The 16,787-nt window shown below is 35.8% G+C and carries 18 protein-coding genes; 3 read left to right on the top strand and 15 right to left on the bottom strand.

Annotation, left to right across the window (positions count from 1 at the left end):
- Positions 1 to 32: 32 nt before the first annotated feature.
- A complete protein-coding gene (locus tag BUB77_RS24680) occupies positions 33 to 920 on the bottom strand; it encodes a LysR family transcriptional regulator (protein WP_073279845.1) in 888 nt (295 codons plus the stop codon).
- A gap of 18 nt (positions 921 to 938) precedes the next feature.
- Positions 939 to 1,694, bottom strand: a complete 756-nt coding sequence (locus tag BUB77_RS24685; RefSeq protein ID WP_073279846.1) for a 2-oxo acid dehydrogenase subunit E2 — start codon at positions 1,692 to 1,694, stop codon at positions 939 to 941.
- Positions 1,695 to 1,906: 212 nt separating this feature from the next.
- Between BUB77_RS24685 and BUB77_RS24690 the strand changes: the two genes are divergently transcribed.
- Together BUB77_RS24690 and BUB77_RS24695 are read left to right on the top strand one after the other, a co-directional pair.
- Entirely contained in the window at positions 1,907 to 3,634 is a 1,728-nt protein-coding gene (locus BUB77_RS24690; RefSeq protein ID WP_073279847.1) for a S8 family peptidase, read from the top strand.
- A gap of 44 nt (positions 3,635 to 3,678) precedes the next feature.
- Positions 3,679 to 5,394 (top strand): S8 family peptidase, encoded by a 1,716-nt coding sequence (locus BUB77_RS24695; RefSeq protein WP_073279848.1) that lies wholly within the window; start codon positions 3,679 to 3,681, stop codon positions 5,392 to 5,394.
- A 174-nt stretch (positions 5,395 to 5,568) separates the two neighbouring features.
- Here the strand turns inward: BUB77_RS24695 and BUB77_RS29610 are convergent, their stop codons facing one another.
- The 5 genes from BUB77_RS29610 to BUB77_RS24715 form a co-directional block, all read right to left on the bottom strand.
- Positions 5,569 to 5,775, bottom strand: a complete 207-nt coding sequence (locus tag BUB77_RS29610; protein WP_139241313.1) for a P-loop NTPase family protein — start codon at positions 5,773 to 5,775, stop codon at positions 5,569 to 5,571.
- 16 nt (positions 5,776 to 5,791) lie between these two features.
- Positions 5,792 to 6,466, bottom strand: a complete 675-nt coding sequence (locus BUB77_RS24700; RefSeq protein ID WP_073279849.1) for a class I SAM-dependent methyltransferase — start codon at positions 6,464 to 6,466, stop codon at positions 5,792 to 5,794.
- Between the two features lie 407 nt (positions 6,467 to 6,873).
- A complete protein-coding gene (locus BUB77_RS24705; protein ID WP_073279850.1) occupies positions 6,874 to 7,251 on the bottom strand; it encodes a VOC family protein in 378 nt (125 codons plus the stop codon).
- A gap of 38 nt (positions 7,252 to 7,289) precedes the next feature.
- The gene (locus tag BUB77_RS24710; protein ID WP_073279851.1) at positions 7,290 to 7,991 is read right to left on the bottom strand and encodes an AlkZ-related protein; all 702 of its coding nucleotides are present in this window, start codon (positions 7,989 to 7,991) and stop codon (positions 7,290 to 7,292) included.
- A 75-nt stretch (positions 7,992 to 8,066) separates the two neighbouring features.
- Positions 8,067 to 8,903: a helix-turn-helix domain-containing protein gene (locus BUB77_RS24715; RefSeq protein WP_073279852.1), complete on the bottom strand. Its 837-nt coding sequence runs from the start codon at positions 8,901 to 8,903 to the stop codon at positions 8,067 to 8,069.
- A gap of 447 nt (positions 8,904 to 9,350) precedes the next feature.
- Between BUB77_RS24715 and BUB77_RS24720 the strand changes: the two genes are divergently transcribed.
- Positions 9,351 to 10,022, top strand: a complete 672-nt coding sequence (locus tag BUB77_RS24720) for a M15 family metallopeptidase (protein WP_084124693.1) — start codon at positions 9,351 to 9,353, stop codon at positions 10,020 to 10,022.
- A 90-nt stretch (positions 10,023 to 10,112) separates the two neighbouring features.
- Here BUB77_RS24720 and BUB77_RS24725 read toward each other — a convergent pair whose 3' ends face one another.
- The 8 genes from BUB77_RS24725 to BUB77_RS24755 all read right to left on the bottom strand — a co-directional run bounded on the left by BUB77_RS24725 (position 10,113) and on the right by BUB77_RS24755 (position 16,441).
- Positions 10,113 to 10,547, bottom strand: coding sequence for a GNAT family N-acetyltransferase (locus BUB77_RS24725; RefSeq protein ID WP_073279853.1), 435 nt, complete (start codon positions 10,545 to 10,547; stop codon positions 10,113 to 10,115).
- Positions 10,548 to 10,640: 93 nt separating this feature from the next.
- Positions 10,641 to 10,820 carry a hypothetical protein gene (locus BUB77_RS29615; RefSeq protein ID WP_139241314.1) on the bottom strand — a complete coding sequence of 60 codons (180 nt, stop codon included), beginning with the start codon at positions 10,818 to 10,820 and terminating at the stop codon, positions 10,641 to 10,643.
- A gap of 498 nt (positions 10,821 to 11,318) precedes the next feature.
- The gene (locus BUB77_RS24730) at positions 11,319 to 11,906 is read right to left on the bottom strand and encodes a hypothetical protein (RefSeq protein WP_073279854.1); all 588 of its coding nucleotides are present in this window, start codon (positions 11,904 to 11,906) and stop codon (positions 11,319 to 11,321) included.
- A gap of 145 nt (positions 11,907 to 12,051) precedes the next feature.
- A complete protein-coding gene (locus tag BUB77_RS24735; protein WP_073279855.1) occupies positions 12,052 to 13,233 on the bottom strand; it encodes a tyrosine-type recombinase/integrase in 1,182 nt (393 codons plus the stop codon).
- Between the two features lie 12 nt (positions 13,234 to 13,245).
- On the bottom strand, positions 13,246 to 13,452 hold the full coding sequence (locus BUB77_RS24740) for a hypothetical protein (RefSeq protein WP_073279856.1): 207 nt from the start codon (positions 13,450 to 13,452) through the stop codon (positions 13,246 to 13,248).
- A gap of 121 nt (positions 13,453 to 13,573) precedes the next feature.
- Positions 13,574 to 14,182 (bottom strand): hypothetical protein, encoded by a 609-nt coding sequence (locus tag BUB77_RS24745; RefSeq protein WP_073279857.1) that lies wholly within the window; start codon positions 14,180 to 14,182, stop codon positions 13,574 to 13,576.
- Positions 14,183 to 14,364: 182 nt separating this feature from the next.
- Positions 14,365 to 15,900: a DNA primase family protein gene (locus BUB77_RS24750; RefSeq protein WP_073279858.1), complete on the bottom strand. Its 1,536-nt coding sequence runs from the start codon at positions 15,898 to 15,900 to the stop codon at positions 14,365 to 14,367.
- Positions 15,875 to 16,441: a hypothetical protein gene (locus BUB77_RS24755; protein WP_073279859.1), complete on the bottom strand. Its 567-nt coding sequence runs from the start codon at positions 16,439 to 16,441 to the stop codon at positions 15,875 to 15,877. The genes BUB77_RS24750 and BUB77_RS24755 overlap by 26 nt, the downstream gene beginning before the upstream one ends.
- Positions 16,442 to 16,787: the final 346 nt, after the last annotated feature.

The raw sequence follows: 16,787 nt of genomic DNA on the forward strand, positions 1-16,787 counted from the left end.
TGCTCAATTAGTTGCAGGGCAGGATAATCCGGTCATGCAAACAGCCGATTATAATTTTCAGTAAAAAAGTCCTTAAACTGTTTTTCTGCATTCGAAAAATATTTTTGCTTTTGCCAGGACAGTCCGATTTGTATTTTGGGATTAGGAGACACTATTTTCAGCATTTTAAGATGGCTTTTTCCTTCATGAGGACGTTCTATCATATATTTTGGCAGAAGGGCGATACCCCTGTTCAGCTCCAGCATATCCTTAATCAAGCTGCCTCCCACCTCAAACTTAATGTTGGGTGTAAATCCGGCTGATTGGCAAATATCGTCTGTTATTTTTCTAAAATTGTAGCTATGGTCAAGGGTGATAAATGCGTCCTCAGCCACTTTATACAGGTCGATTGATTTTTGATCTGCATACCGATGACTTTCTGGTACCACCAGCACAATCTCCTCTTCCTTTAATATCCGGCATATAATATCATCGCCGCTGATTGCAGGAACCGCCAGGCCAAAATCAATCTCCCCCGACTGCAGCTGTTTCTCAACATTTTCGCGTGTATCACATCTTTGGGTAATCATAATATCCTTATGCTCCAGAAGAAATTTTTTTAGAATCCCTGATAAAAGCTGCGGATTTGTGGTCGCAAGTGAAATACGTCTGGACTGAGTTCCGTTAATTTCCGACACTTCATTTTTTGCATTTTCCAGTTCAAAGAAAATTCTATTCACCCTTGCCAAAAAAGCTGCTCCTGATTCATTCAACTCGATATTACGTCCCTTTCTGTCGAACAGCTTTGCACCCAGCTCATCCTCTAAATGAGATATTGTCATACTCAACGATGGCTGTGAAATATTCAATTCCTCTGCCGCCCTTGAAAAGTTCTGTGTTTTGGCGGCAATCTGGAAGTATTTTAATTGTAACAATTCCATGTCAGTTACCTCAACCTGTTAATTATTTTCAAATAGCCGTTCGGGACATTCCAGAAGTTTCTTTACACTATTCAGAAATTTACCAGCATATGCACCGTCCACCGGCCGGTGATCAAAAGAAATGGTCAGCGGAAGTACCTTAGCTTCTCTCCATTGTCCGGATTGCATGTAAGTCGATGGCTTTACGGAACCAATGCATATACCTGAAATAATGGGCTGGGCAATTGCAATTGAGCCGCTATCCACATGAAATGACCCAAAGTTCGATATCGGAAAATTTCCAAGGTGCTGCCGGCAAAACTCCATGGGATCTAAATCTGAGCCCCTTGGATTTTCCATTAATCTCTTCAAAGTTTTCAGAAATGCACCGTTTCCAGAGCGGATTTTATCCAATTCTTCCGTGGTTTCCTTTGCGATCGATCCAAGACTTTTTCTGTCGGGATGATGTAAAGCAATATATTCAACATGCTGTTCAACCTCAACCGGAATACTGATTACCAATTCATTATTCTCAATGATGTCTTTACTGGTGAAGAAACTAAAAAGCAAAGGATAATTTTTCAGTGCATCAGCAACTGCCTTTGTAACAAGATGCGTGATCGTAATATGGGTTGAAGATTGATTATTCCTATTTGCAATTGCCCTTAGTTCAAGCAGGTGAGTCACATCAACTGTAATCATCATTGTAACAGTTGGAACCATTCCTTCGGCTCTGTATTTTTGAATCTGAAAGCGCCGAAACATAATATCTTTCTGCGTCAATAACTGCTGCATACGCTTTTTCTCCTTCATTCTATATTCACTTTTATTATAAGTTTAATATTATCATTATCAATATATAGTTAGCTATTAATATATAAGTTTAAATTTATATATTAATTCGATAAATTAATTTATGAATCTCTGCACTTTGATTGATATTATAGAATAAAATACTCACAATCCCAATATATTTATGTAAAGCTTCCCATTTTGAGGTTTCAACTTTGACAGCTGAAGAGGCCAAAAGAATCTATAGCAATGAGTTTGCCGACCTAATTGTTGAATATGCCGGCAATGAACCCTCTTTCAAACAATATCCCAATGCCACCTTTCAGAGTCTCGTCCACACTGAGCCAGCTGAAGGCCATGGCCATGTTACCTATGTGATGAGAATTCCCATTAATGAGCTTTCCAATCAGACAATTTCACAGTTAGGATATACTGCAATGCCCGCCCTGCTAGGAATCATCAGCGAATCGGCTGTGGAAGCATCCGGCATTACCAGAATCAGAACTATCCCCAAACTTAATCTCAGAGGCGAAGGCGTATTGATCGGTATTGTGGATACCGGTATTGACTATACAAATCCTATCTTTCTAAAAGCAGACGGAACAACAAAAATATCGGTTCTCTGGGATCAGGCAATCTATGGAGAAGACTATCAATCCAATACATTTTATGGTACTGAATATACCGGAGAGCAGATAAATCAGGCACTAAAAAGCCCAAATCCTTATGCTATAGTGCCCAGCAGAGATGAAAACGGCCATGGAACCATGCTGGCAGGTATTATAGCAGGGAACGAGGTGCCGGAGCAGGGATTCACGGGAATCGTGCCGGATGCTGAACTTGTGGTAGTTAAATTAAAGCCTCCAAAACAATATTTAAGGGATTTTTGGAAAGTACCGGATAATGCCGTATGTTTTCAGGAGAATGACATCTCCCTTGCTTTGGAATATCTTGAATTAACGGCCAACCGGTTAGGAAAACCCATGGCTATCTGTTTGGCTTTGGGTACATCTCTGGATTCCCACGACAGCAAGAGTTATTTAAGCAGGTGGGTCTCTATAAGGGCAGAAAATTATAATTTTTCCATCCAAACTGCTGCCGGTAATGAAGGGAGTGCAAAAAGGCATTTTTTTGGTTCCATCAATCCATCGAAAGGATTTGAAACCGTGGAATTAAAGGTGGGGGAAAATGAAGGGGATTTTTCCATGGAATTATGGGGAGATTCTCCAGGACTGTTTTCCATGGATATAAAAACTCCCTCAGGAGAATATATACCTCGAATTATTCCAAAAATAAATGAGGCAAGATTAGCTTCTTTCATTTTTGAACAAACAAAAATTAATATTGATTATCAAATTGTTGAATCCGGCAGCGGTGATCAGTTGATTTTACTTCGGTTTACCAAACCTGCTCCCGGCATATGGGTTTTTAGAGTCTATGGAAAGGGTGATTTAAGCTTAAGTTTTCATATCTGGCTGCCAATGGAAGGCTTCATTTCAAATGATACCTACTTTCTTCGCCCGGATCCAAACACTACCCTGTTATCTCTGGGCAACAGTACGGAAGCCATCACCGTGACTGCCTACAATCATGAAGACCGAAGCCTTTATTTAAATGCCAGCAAAGGCTATACCAGAACCGGTGTTATAAAACCGGATATTGCCGCACCCGGAGTAAATATCCTGAGCCCTGATTTAAGCCATGGATTTGCAGCCGTGAGCGGAACCAGTCCTGCGGTCGCCCACACTTCCGGTGTTGCCGCCATGTTATTGGAATGGGGCATAGTAAAAGGTAATTTTCCTTCCATGAAAACTGCGGATATTAAAATTTTAATGATCCGGGGTGCAAACAGAGCACCCGAACTTGTTTATCCGAATAAAGAGTGGGGATACGGTATTCTGGATGTATACAATATTTTCAACAGTCTTCGAGAAGGTTTATAAACCCATGCAATTCTTGATTTCCATTATTAGAAGGAGTCTTAATAATGACCTTGGAAGAACGCTATAAAATTATAAGTAATGATTATGCCGATTTATTTATAGAATATAATAGAAATCCAAAATTATTAGAGATATTCCCCAATTCTACCCCTCACTTAATAAATACCAGGTTTGCTATTGCTTATGTTCCTTCCAATCAATTAAATAGTACCTTTATCAGTCAATTCAGTTATTCCGCCATACCTAACCTGTATGGCCTAACAAGCCAGGAAAGCCTGGAAGCTTCCGGTGTCCTGAAACTACGAAGGGTTCCCGACTTTAACCTTCTCGGTAAAGACGTATTGGTCGGCATCATTGATACGGGTATTGATTACAAAAATCCAATTTTTCTTCATCCGGATGGTTCCTCTAAAATCCAATATATATGGGATCAATCCCTGGATAGTAATAACTTTCCGGAACGGTTTTTATATGGCACAGAATTCTCCAAAAATCAGATAGAGCAGGCATTAGCATATAGTGATCCACTATCTGTGGTTCCCAGTACGGATGAAATCGGCCATGGTACCATGCTGGCCGGAATCATGGCCGGCTCAGAGGATGCTAAAAATAATTTCTCCGGAGTTGCCCCGGAGGCTGATCTTATTGTTGTAAAATTAAAACAGGCAAAGCAGAATTTAAAGGATTTTTATATTATTCCCCCGGACATCCCCTGTTATCAGGAAAATGATATTATGTGGGGTATCGAATATATTTTGCAAAGAGCAGAAGAGCTAAAACGTCCCTGCGCCGTGTGTATCGGTCTTGGCTCTTCTCAGGGCGGCCATGACGGAAGAGGTGCGTTAACCAATATATTATCAATTTACAGCGGCATACCAGGTTTTATCATCTGCCTTTCCGCCGGTAATGAAGGAGATAAAAAACGGCACCACAGTAATTCCATCACTCCTTCAGACGCCCCCAAAGTTTTTGAACTGAATATCGGAGTACAGGAACCTGGCTTTTCCATGGAATTTTGGGGCAATCCACCGAATATTTATTCTATCGATATTTTATCCCCTACCGGAGAATTCATACCGCGCATTCCAGAAAGTCTCAAGTCCCACCAGCTTGTCTCCTTCCTTTATGAAAGAGCTTTAATTGATGTTGATTATCAATTAATTGAGTCCCGTACTTCGGCTGAATTAATCCTGCTGCGCTTTCATAATCCCACACCCGGTATATGGAAATTCCATATTTACAACAGGGGAAATACTGCCGGAGCCTATAATATCTGGCTGCCCATGAATGGCTTCATTACGAATGATACCTATTTTCTCCAAGCAGACCCTTATACGACTATTACTTCTCCCGGCGATGGAACAACACCTATTACCGTTACGGCTTATAATCCGGATAATGATTCTTTATATCTTGGAGCAAGCAAGGGCTATACCCGGGATGGAATTATTAAGCCGGAGCTTGCTGCTCCCGGTGTTAACATAGTCGCACCAACCCTGGATAATGGCTTTAGCTCTTCTACCGGTACGGGAATCGCTGCTGCACATATTGCCGGAATAGCTGCCATAATGCTGGAATGGGGTATCATCCGGGGATTTTATCCGGATATGGATACCGAGGTAATTAAAAAATATTTGATTCGGGGTGCAAAGAGAAGCAATATTCTGCAATATCCCAATAGAGACTGGGGATATGGTATTGTAGATATCTATAATGTATTCAATGTTTTAAGAACGGATTTTCCAAACATACCCAAGTGATACTAACAGAAGGAATCTATAAGCTCTTCTTCTGTTAGTATTTTTTCTCGCTGGTATTTAATGGTTATTGCTGCAAAATAACGTGCAGCCTGTACCCCAGTTTACATCCGCCCCCTTACTTCTTCTACAATCGGCAGTCTCAACGTTACGCAGGTCCCCTCTCCCTCCATAGATTCAATATGGATATTCAGGGATTCCCCCACCTAAGAGCACTCTATTTCCCCAGCGTTTTAAAGCACGCAAACGATACCGTTCCACACAGATTTCTGTTGGTGCAGTTATAAAAACTGCCAAATCAAATAGCGGATTAAAGGTTTTGCGGATACTCCACATCTGCCCAGACATTACAAAATGAGGGAATTGCGATATATCATTCATCAAACACTCTGTCACCTCTCTATTTCTTATTTCGAAGTCCAAACATTCTTCTTCCATATCCTTTTGGTTCATTATCACACTCAAACTCGTCATAGGATTCCATAATAAAATAATTTTCAAAAAGAGCCACCCATTCTGCCTTTGAACGATTAACGCAGCGAAGTATGCCGTCCTTTGTGTAACTGTCCTGGGATATTTGCTCCATCTTTATCTTTTCATTCAATTCCAGTGTTAAATATGGATTCAGCATAATAAATATCATAGCATCAGGCTTGCAAATTCTATGCACCTGAGTAAGTATCTTCGAAGTAACAGCCATCGGTATCACATCCAATGTATTTGATGAAAAAAATCCATCATATGTATTATTTTTTATATTATCAAAATAACTTTCATCACCCTTAATAAATGTAATACCCTCTGTAAATCCATTTATTATCGCTGTTTCTGCCGCGGTATCAATTGCATTTATTGCTTGATCCACACCAGTTATGTCCTCACATCCTATCTGTTTTAAGTAAAGCGAGGCCCAGCCGGTTCCGCAACCAAAATCCAATACCTTATGTGCAGAAGCTAATTCTTTTAACTTAGCTTCCAGAAAAGTGCAGCCAACCGTAGCTTCTTGCAATTTTTCCGGTTTCTCCTCTTTAAAAAAACTATTCCAAAATGTTAATGCAGCCTGATACTCTTTCATTTTTTACCTCCGTCCATTCATCTTTTGAATAGTCCTATTATTCTTATTCGAAAGTTTAACTTTCCATTTTATTTATAACCAATAGCTCCAACCATCCATTATTTTTCTTCTATTCATAATTATGATTTGTTAAGAACGCTAGAAATCACCTAATTACACTTTAATACATTTTTACCTATAAATCCATATTATTTCCATTTATTTTTACATTCTTGACTAAAAACCATATCATCACTTGGCTTCCTTCCCATGGATTAAGGCGTTTTTAATACTTTCAACCTTATCTCTTTTTATCTGATTCCAATAAATAAAATGCTAGCTGCGTCAAAAATAAAGTTAAAAAAAGGACTGTTTCCAGTCCTCTTCCCTCCGAGTGCTCTCTGTTTATTTTATGAAGTGCTGATTACTTAAATCGCTATCCACCAAAACACGCCAAATTTATCCACAACATCCGCACAATATGGATTCCAATCGCATGGTCCCAGAGGATGGATTACCTTTCCGCCATCACTTAATATTTCAAAAGCGTGCCGGACAGCTTCCTCACTGCCTATTTCATAAACATTAAAAGCAGTTGTCTGCCACGCTTGTCCTTTGGTTCGTTCACAGTCATCAGGTGCTTCACTCACAGCCATAAATAACTGGTCGTTAACCATTAGCTCACAATGTTCATAAGTATTTTCCGGTGTTTTAAAATTCAAACCAATCGTTGCCCCAAAGGCATCACAATACCGTTCGGCTGCTTCAAAGCTACCCTTTACATATACTTGCGATCCTATTTTCATTTCCATAACTCCTTTTTTATTCTAAAATTTTAATAAAATCAGGAATAACTTGCATACAGCTTTTGAGATTTATGAAATAATTTCTCAGACTGCGCCGTATCAAGACCTTTGCTGACATCAATCAAGCGCTTATAAATGGATTCTACTGCTTCATAATGACTCATAGGCGGATTTACTGACAGCCACATCGGAGGAATCCAATTATCTGTCATATCATATACCACAGCCTTATTATAAGGATGACCCTCCTTGTCCAGCATATCCATATTTCCTGCAATGGTTATGTCAAAAGTAGTCTGCAGCCGAATGACAGCAGCATCCAGCGCATTTTTTCCTTTCTCACCCGTATCAATCATCCGGCGATATTCGTGAGTACCAATTGGCCTCTTCTCGTTCGTTAGCAGACACCAGAATTTCCATTCATATAATCCAAGTTTACCAGCTTCATATCTTTCCTCCATTGATACTTTCGGACGGAATGCATCCATAAATACAGAATAAAACCCAGGAGCTATATAGCCTTTTTTTCCATTAAAAAAGGCACCATAAGCCAATCTCTTTTCCGTTGCTGCCCTATCCTTCCACAGCCACGGGTCTATATCAGGATTATTCGTCCACCACTGACTTTCCGGAACAAAATCCTCAAGAACGGGAAACCCTTTTATGTCTTTATCCTTAGGCATAAGAAACCCCAGCTCACAAACCTTTTCTACAAAGTCCTCATATTCAAAATACCGCATAATTTTCCTCGCTTTTCCTTGTCTTTACTGAATTATACCGTAAGCTGATATGTTTGTATTGCAAAAAAGCGACATTTACTGCCATGCGAGCTTAAGAGCATCCCTTGGTGTCATGGTATGGAATTTTTTGAAATCATTCAGCAAATGTGCCTGATCAACATAATGGTATTTATCAACCGCATCCTGAATAGTTCCTATTTTTGCATAAGCAATATCCCGCCACAAGTTCTGATACCGAACCAAATTACTTGCCTTTTTTATACTTATTCCCAAATAATTCTTAAACATACGTTCCAGTTGTCTTTGAGAAACAACTGTATGATTACAGATTTCTTTTACCGAGCTAGTCCCTTGTGTATGTAAAATATTCGATAATGCATTCATCACATTATGATTGTATTGATTCTGCTTCATTTTCTCTATCAGAAACTGTTCTGTCAGTTTTACCCTCTCCTGAAAATCAATCACATTCAGCAGCATTTTTTCAAAGAAGGTTTCCCACCCTGAAAAACAGGTCTCAATATTAACATAAGCATTATAGCTATTTGCAATACTGTCACTAATAAAGTATTGCGCACCCCAAAAATAAAATTGTATAGCAAATCGCGACATATTTGACCTTTCCCTGATTGACCATGCATAATCAGGATAATCGGATATGCCGCAAAAACCACTATGTACAATGCCATTTGTGTGGTCTACTGTAAAAATAATATCTACACGGGCGTCCGGTATGATCAAAGACGGCTCAAATTCCTGTACAGAGCCTTCTGATGTCAGCCCTTCAGTGCCCCAATAGGATGAAATATATGGGCTTAGAAGGCTGCATGGTGAACCGTACGACATTACATTTGATGTCGTATCGGATAAATAAGCCCCTATAGGTTGAAATAATAAGTGTAAATTTTCCATTGAATTTTACCTGCTTCGAAGAGGTGGTAACTATTAGGTCCAACAGTTGTCTAATAATAAACATAGGTATCTGAATTTCGTATTGGTCATGATTACTATAAATTATTATAATATGTGTGATTATGTTTTTCAATCGCAAGTAAATCTAATACACCTCCGTGGTGTAAATTCTTGTATTTGCAATAGCTCAATATCTTTATTTCGTGGTGCTCAGTTGGGCGTTCAATTTCCACTCTCTTTCTTCTAATATACACTTACCTTGAAATACTCTTCTACGGATTTGACCCCTAGATGCCCTGATTAAGAGTCATTGAAAATGGAGTAATTTGGGCAAAGGCTATGTTTTAAATTAGTGTTGAAATTTGATAATAATTTGTGGATATGCTATAATTATAGCAAATTTAATATTCTTGTGAAATAACATGAATTGGATATAGGAGAAAACAAATGGTACTTTTAAATGATGAAAGAATTGCAAAAATACATTGTGTTGATAATAAAGAGAAAATATTATCATTAAAACAAAGACACAAGAATATCTTAATTGACGAAACAAGAAACCAGATATCAAACAAATCAGATTTATTTTGCTACGCCAGAGAATCAATTATTAAAAAGTTAATAGAGGCTACTAATTATCTTCCTAATGGCTATCAATTTTTGATTAAGGAAGCATATAGACCTCTTTCACGACAAAAGAAGTCCTTTGAAGAAGCGTTTAATTATTATAAAATTCAATATCCACTAAAGAAAGATGATGAAATTTATAAAGTTACTTGTGAGTATGTAGCACCTGTTAAAGTAGCTGGACATCCAACTGGTGGAGCAATAGATATTACTTTACTAAAAGACGGAATTGAAGTAGATATGGGAACGAAATTTAACGATGTACCTATGGCACCTGAGAATCTAACATATTTGTACTCTGATTATATAATTGATACCGCTAAAGTAAATCGTACAATACTGATTGATTGTATGAAGAAGATAGGCTTTGCAAATTATCCGACTGAATGGTGGCATTGGTCATACGGGGATTGTTATTGGGCATTCCTAAATAATTGTGATGCTATATATTCTGCAACTGATGAGAGTGAAATATATAAATTGAACACCTAATGTTCTTTAAAGAAGAGTTAAGGGGAGTCGTATGGCTTCCCTTAATAATTTTCATAGAGGAAATATCCTCCGGGTTCTATTTCAATTAACTTAAATATTTTTGTCCATCCTAATAATCTCTGCGTTAGTTACATAACCTTTTCTTTGATAGAATCCCTCGGTTTGCAAAGTTCTTGTAGTAAATAAGTAGATATCTCCTATACCCATTTCCCTTAACCTCTTCTCAAACTCTTCCAATAAAATAGATCCTATACCTGTTCCACGCATTTTTTGGTTGACACAGAATTCTTTAATATTAAAATGCATACAGTCATAATAGATTTCATGATTTCCTAATATCATTCCACTAATCTCATAATTATCATAAGAAATCAAACCATATGCCCCCTCACAATGCAACATTTGCGTTAAACGCTTAGCAGCACTATCTACCGTCCATTTATCATACCAAGGCGCTGAGTTAAATGACTCGGTATACATAGATGCCAGTAAAGGTATGTGTTCTTCTTTCATGACTTCATACATCAATTTTAATATCCTCCTTACATTAATACATGATTGCTAATATACTAAATGAAAGATTGTATGTCAAGGAATTAAGAATATTCTTATTCGATTTTATGCCTTACTACCAGCTGTAAGGGCCTTTTTTGTGTTAACTCCGTCCAGGCAGGTATTAAGCCTTTCCTGCAGCCAGATGATTTTCAGGATATTACTATCCGGTGTAATGCTACCGGTGGGACCATGAGGGTAGACGGCTTGCAAATCGTACTTCCAGAAGTCATACGTCTGTACCATTGTCACCTAAATGAGTTTAAAATATTTATGCAACATGAAATGCAACACAAAATAAAAAAGCCTTGAATAATCAAGACTTTTAAACTGCAGTCGACGGGACTTGAACACTATCATGCCTCCCAAGAGGTACATTTTCCTACATTCCACTTGGCTTCGATGTCCTTGCCAAGTGCCATTTGATGTTTCCTTGATGTCACTTAGATTTTTATTTCAAGAGTCTTAGAAGTGACATTTACTATTTTCAATCTTTGAAAATAATATTATTATAGTGACCAAAGTATATCTACTTACAATAGCTTAATTACCAAAAATCAATGCTTCTAACATACTTTTACACCCTCTGGGTACCATTTCCTTAGCAATTTTATATGCTTCATCAAAGTCTACACCCATATTTAGTAAACTTTCGAAAGTCTCATAAGTACTATTAACTGATTCTTCTATTTTGTCTGTTATATCACAACGTATTCTTCCAATTTTTCCTTCTTATCATGTTGATTAAATTATCCATATATTAGGATTTCTTCCGTAAAAAGCTACATCATAAATAGATTTACCAGTCCTTAATGCCAGATAATCCTTTGGAAGATCTGTTGTCTGAACCTGTGCAATTTTTAATAAGCAATTAAAGTCAGTTCTAGATTTAATAAAATTAGTATCTGTTATAAACTCTTCTACTTGAGATAAATCATTATCACTTTCAATTATATCTAAAACCTCAAAACATGCTTTACAAATATATTTTCCCTCTTCTTTTACAAATAATCGAATTTGCTTTAGCTTATCTCGAAAATTTTCAATGTTACATTTAATTGGATAATAGGTAAAACCAAATCTTTCGCAAGAGGTAATAAATATATTTACAATGTCATTTGCATTATAGCTTTTTCCATTAGCATCTAAAGATTTACTAGTCATACGACATGCTAAAGCAGGTTTACGATTAGTTTCTACAATTCGTTGCCATGAATGTTCACTTTTTCTTACTAAGCACTCTTGGATTGTATTTATCTCAATTACATTTGCTGCAGTCCTCCTCTCACTGATTACCTTATAAACTTCACTTTCATCATAATTAAATAACATATAAGTCCCCCTTTATCAATAATATTTCCGCACAAAATTATGACGCTTTAATTTTATACGGTATCTTCAAAATTGTCAAGAATTTTTTTTTATTGATAGACTGAAAAAGGACAAGTACCATAATTATCAGTACTTATCCTTCATCCTATAATGCTATATTACTATTAATAAAAATTGTACTATCAAGCATCTGTGCCTGGCTCACCTTCTTTTCCATGTAGCCATGACTATATGTGTCAAGAGTCACCGAGGATTGACTGTGCCCTAATGTTTCTTGTAGCGTCTTTATATCAGTATTATTCGAAATTGCTATAGAAGCGAACGAATGCCTTAATTTATGTAAAGATAAGTACCTAAGTGATTTTGAATGTTCTTTCATAAAGTTCCTGTATATGTTATAAACACTGTCTGGACTTAATGGTTCACCAGTACACCTTGTTATTAAATATCGGGAATCTACAAACTTATCTCCATACAAAAGTTTACGTTTTTTATAATTCGTAATGGAATCCTTAATAAGGTATACTACTGCATCCGGCAGTGCAATCGGTCTTACACCTGCTGCACTTTTGGGCTCCTTAGTCACCACAATTCCATTTGCTTGTACTCGGTTATTTGTTATAAATAACTGCTTTTTCTCAAGGTCTATGGAATCATGTGTAAGGGAGCATAATTCACCTTTACGGACGCCAGTGCCTAACATTATGTATACAATTAGTTTAAGGTTTTCACTTCCATACTTATCAGCTATCTCTAGAAGCTTCTTTACCTCTTCAACTGTATACGCTTCAACAGGTTTCTTCCGAATTTTAGGTAACTCCACTTCCTCCACTGGATTATATCCTTTCTTTAAATAATTTAACCTTATTGCTTTAGCTATCATAACATGCATAAGCATAGCCCTGTTTTTTATAGATTTACTGGATAACCCCTCCTCACTTAAATTATTGATGTAATCCTGTATTGTTGTAGTTACCAGCTTATCAAGCTTTATATCACCGAAGTACTTCTTCAATCCGTTCTTAGGTGAATTATACATTTGGAGATACCCTTCAAGCGTTGTAGGGGATATAAATCTTGTATGTTTTTCAAAGTATTCATCTCCAAAATCTGCAAAGGTTCTTTTAGTATAATCCACAAAGATTCCTTCATCTTTCTCTTGCTCAACCTGTCTAATAAATCTATTGATAACTGTCATGGATGTTCCTACCGGAAAAGTCTTACTCATTCTTTTTCTAGTAGTTCTTCCATTAGTAACAACATCATACATAACTTTCCATCTCTCTTTACCTTTTATTCCTTCATCTAAAAGTTGTTTATATGCCATTTTTGTCACTCCTTAATTGTATTTTGGTAAGCTGTATTCAACTGATTGTTCTTGATTAATGATTTCATCAAATTCCCTTCTACTAAAGACATAGGTATTACCTATTTTTTTATAATGAAGAAAACTCAAAGCAAATGCTGTCGCCTTTTTTCTTGATACCCCTAGTTCAAACTGTATATCCGAAATAGCCATGGTCGATTTAACTTTACTTTGTTTCACTTTATAACCTCCTTGATATTTTAACTATAATATATGCTTATCCAGTAAATTGGTTCAGTTTTAATAACAGGCCATACCAGCCTTTGCTGATATAGGCCTGTCAACATATGTAATATTAAATTTATCTATTCTCTTGCCAGCTTTCAATCATAACATGTATAATTCCATTAATATCATCTAAGTATACTTTTTTGATTTCTCCTGAATCCTCAACTTCGAAATATATTTCACTTTCATGATTACTTACTAATTCGGATAGCTCTACCAATTCAGATAGAAACTCACTCATTACACCACTTATTGTTAAAACACGTATTTTCCTAAGGCTCATTTTGGATGCTTCTACACTATCATATCCTATCATTAACAAAATAGTTAAATATGCTTTTTCTATACTACTTCTGATTTCTTGTACTTGTTTGTAAAACATATTTGTTTTTTTATCACTATCTTTTAAAGATAATATATATTCCAACTCAAAATCTGTAAGTAAATACCCATGTTTGTCAATACCATTTTTTAGGCATTCCTTTAGCTTTATTAAATTGGCATCATTCAACTCTTCATCCGATTTATAGTAGATAATAAGCTCTTTTGCATACTCGTTTTTCTTTACCAACTCTCTTAACTTTTCTTTTCTAAATTCTGCTGAGGTTCTGTAGCTTTCTCCTAGTTGGCTTATATGCTGATATATATTGTTAACGCAATTATTTAATTTGATATTGTTCATATTTTCTCCAATCCGGTATTCTATACCTTTAAGATTTTCCAGGAGTCACATTATTCGCGAAAAATTTATTAATCATTTTCCCACATTTTCATAGTGGATTAAGGGGAATACTTTTGAGAAAAATCTCTTTTTTATAATATCTTTAGGATAGTTCTTTTTTATTTTTCTTCCCCTTTTTCCATCTACAATTTATACTTTGTTTTATGTATCCAGTCTTTATTTAATTCAATACCTACATAATAATCAAATCCACCAACCTTTTTGGTGTTAGTACTAAGATTGTTAATCCTTAAATATTCCCTTATTTTTGCATGAAATGTTTTAGGAGTATTAAAAGCTCCTTGACTGATATCATTCTTTTCTGCCCATGTTTTATAACTACTGAAAAGTCTTGCAGTCATAATTTCACTATTGGTATCAGTTTTTGTTATACAGGCTTTCAAAAAATGGTTTACTGGATTTGCCTCCAAAAAATATTGCATTTGTAAATCACTAATAGCCTTACAAGGTGACATTTCCCAATTATTATTAATAAGCCTTTGCAAACCTTTTAAAGCCCAATTACAAATTCCCTGTGTTTCTTGTTCAAGCTTCATATCTAAGTTTTTATCCATATACAATACTCCCTCCTTTCTTTCTTCGCCACTTTTAAGTTCTATATACTGATTTTCAAACTTGAAAATATGAAGCCTTCGAAAATACCCCATACTGTTATCATCAGTTTGAATAGGTTGGTTACAGCAAACTATAAATTTAGTATAAATAGAAGTTGCATAAGCCTTTTCATATTTCTTTTCAACTTCTACTAAATCCCCCCCAGTTACAGATTTTATAACCGCAGTATTAAACATTTTCTTTTGCTCTCGTTCAGGACTAATATTTACATATTTGTCATAAATACTTTGTTTCCCAAACCTCTCCTGTAGGTCATCTAGTGCAGTTGCAGAGCAGTTCTCAGCTCCTAATACGTTTCTAATTACTCTTGTCAAAACGCTTTTTCCATTACTTCCAGAACCATAAAATATAAAGAACTTTTGTATTGGATAATCGTTTCCATAATATAAGAGATATCCCATCATCTCTTGAAATGATGCAATCACTTCCTTATCCCCATTAAATATTCCTGACAGTACAGAAAGAAATAGTTCGCAATTAGCTTCTGACCTATAATTATAAGGCAACGAAGATAATGCTAAATTCTTTGGATTATGCTTATATAGAGTCATTTTATAAATGTTAAATGTACCATTATGGAAAACAAGTCTATCTGCATTGGGGATAAGCTTCTTATAGGACTTTAATTCATATAAAAAAGCTTGATAATACTGGCACTCTAAAGAAACAGCCCAAATATTAGTAGTACACTCTTCTAATATGTCTTTAAAAATCTTTAGGATAAATTCTTTTGGAACACTATCGAAAGTGCCACATTTAAGGTTATATAATAACAGCTTCTCATTTACTATAATTGCCTCGATACGATTTTCTGCTAAATATTTTGCATAAGTAACACAGTCTAGTGTTAATTTTTTACCTTTAGTGATACCCCTATGTCTTAGCTTCATTTTAATTAGCATTTCCTTTTTTATTAAAAACTCATCTGTATCTGGGGCACAGCTTAAAAGCTGTGTCCCCAGGCTAAATTCATCCCCATCCTGATAAATGTAATTATTAATTTCCCATTGTTCCTGATTAGTCTTCGTATATGCAGTCATCATCTTCGTCCTCATCAATGTCAAAGTCGTCTAGACTTTCTTCTTCTGTATCCCTCTTTTCTACATACGGATAAATTGTAGATATGTATGTTTTATCTTTGTCATTGGTATAAAGAGTTACTGTTACATCTTTATCAACTAATGCATTTATATTTATACCTTTTTTATCCTTAGCTAAGGCATCCATATTCTTGCAAAAGCGATATAACAAGCTATTAGTATTTAGCTCATACTTGAAGTATTTATCAAATACTCCCTTTTTACCTTCTTCATCTTCTAATTCAGCAGATACCGTTACAAATTTATCGCCGTTAACATTTTTATAACCTTCTACCTTTTGAATGACTCCATAATACTCTTCATTATCATTAAAGTATCCAGCTTCTTCAAAAACTAATTTTGTAATATCAAAGGCATATCCGGATTGATTATTTTCAGTTGTGGATTTTTCGGATTTCTTTGTCTCAACATTTCTTTCTTCTCTTAAATTCCTTAAACCTTCAATAGTTGCACTATTTTTTTTACTTCCTATAACATTTCTCATCTTTTACATCCTCCTAGTATTTATTAATTGATATACATTTTCTTTTAATCAGTACCTATAAGACATTCAAATCAAATTATTATAATTTATCTCCTATAAGCAAATTGATGCGGTCAATAATTTTCTTCGATATTATCATGTAGAAATACTCATATTTTATTTCCTCCATTTCATATATTTTACTTGCTACTAACTACTAAAGATTATCACTTTCTTTTTTGTACTTTCATGGAGGATTCCATTTCCATACTCTTGAAAGTTTCTTTTGTAGCACTCCTACAGGTTATCACTTTCCTTTTTGTACTTTCATGGAGGATTCCATTTCCATACTTTGAAAGTTTCTTTT

Source organism: Anaerocolumna jejuensis DSM 15929 (assembly GCF_900142215.1).
Lineage (GTDB): Bacteria > Bacillota > Clostridia > Lachnospirales > Lachnospiraceae > Anaerocolumna > Anaerocolumna jejuensis.

Excerpts from the sequence above, each read along its gene's own strand:
- BUB77_RS24680 (WP_073279845.1), bottom strand. The coding sequence starts at position 920 with ATGGAATTGTTACAATTAAAATACTTCCAGATTGCCGCCAAAACACAG.
- BUB77_RS24685 (WP_073279846.1), bottom strand. The coding sequence starts at position 1,694 with ATGCAGCAGTTATTGACGCAGAAAGATATTATGTTTCGGCGCTTTCAG.
- BUB77_RS24695 (WP_073279848.1), top strand. The coding sequence starts at position 3,679 with ATGACCTTGGAAGAACGCTATAAAATTATAAGTAATGATTATGCCGAT.
- BUB77_RS24700 (WP_073279849.1), bottom strand. The coding sequence starts at position 6,466 with ATGAAAGAGTATCAGGCTGCATTAACATTTTGGAATAGTTTTTTTAAA.
- BUB77_RS24705 (WP_073279850.1), bottom strand. The coding sequence starts at position 7,251 with ATGAAAATAGGATCGCAAGTATATGTAAAGGGTAGCTTTGAAGCAGCC.
- BUB77_RS24710 (WP_073279851.1), bottom strand. The coding sequence starts at position 7,991 with ATGCGGTATTTTGAATATGAGGACTTTGTAGAAAAGGTTTGTGAGCTG.
- BUB77_RS24715 (WP_073279852.1), bottom strand. The coding sequence starts at position 8,903 with ATGGAAAATTTACACTTATTATTTCAACCTATAGGGGCTTATTTATCC.
- BUB77_RS24720 (WP_084124693.1), top strand. The coding sequence starts at position 9,351 with ATGGTACTTTTAAATGATGAAAGAATTGCAAAAATACATTGTGTTGAT.
- BUB77_RS24725 (WP_073279853.1), bottom strand. The coding sequence starts at position 10,547 with ATGTATGAAGTCATGAAAGAAGAACACATACCTTTACTGGCATCTATG.
- BUB77_RS29615 (WP_139241314.1), bottom strand. The coding sequence starts at position 10,820 with ATGGTACAGACGTATGACTTCTGGAAGTACGATTTGCAAGCCGTCTAC.
- BUB77_RS24730 (WP_073279854.1), bottom strand. The coding sequence starts at position 11,906 with ATGTTATTTAATTATGATGAAAGTGAAGTTTATAAGGTAATCAGTGAG.
- BUB77_RS24735 (WP_073279855.1), bottom strand. The coding sequence starts at position 13,233 with ATGGCATATAAACAACTTTTAGATGAAGGAATAAAAGGTAAAGAGAGA.
- BUB77_RS24745 (WP_073279857.1), bottom strand. The coding sequence starts at position 14,182 with ATGAACAATATCAAATTAAATAATTGCGTTAACAATATATATCAGCAT.
- BUB77_RS24750 (WP_073279858.1), bottom strand. The coding sequence starts at position 15,900 with ATGATGACTGCATATACGAAGACTAATCAGGAACAATGGGAAATTAAT.
- BUB77_RS24755 (WP_073279859.1), bottom strand. The coding sequence starts at position 16,441 with ATGAGAAATGTTATAGGAAGTAAAAAAAATAGTGCAACTATTGAAGGT.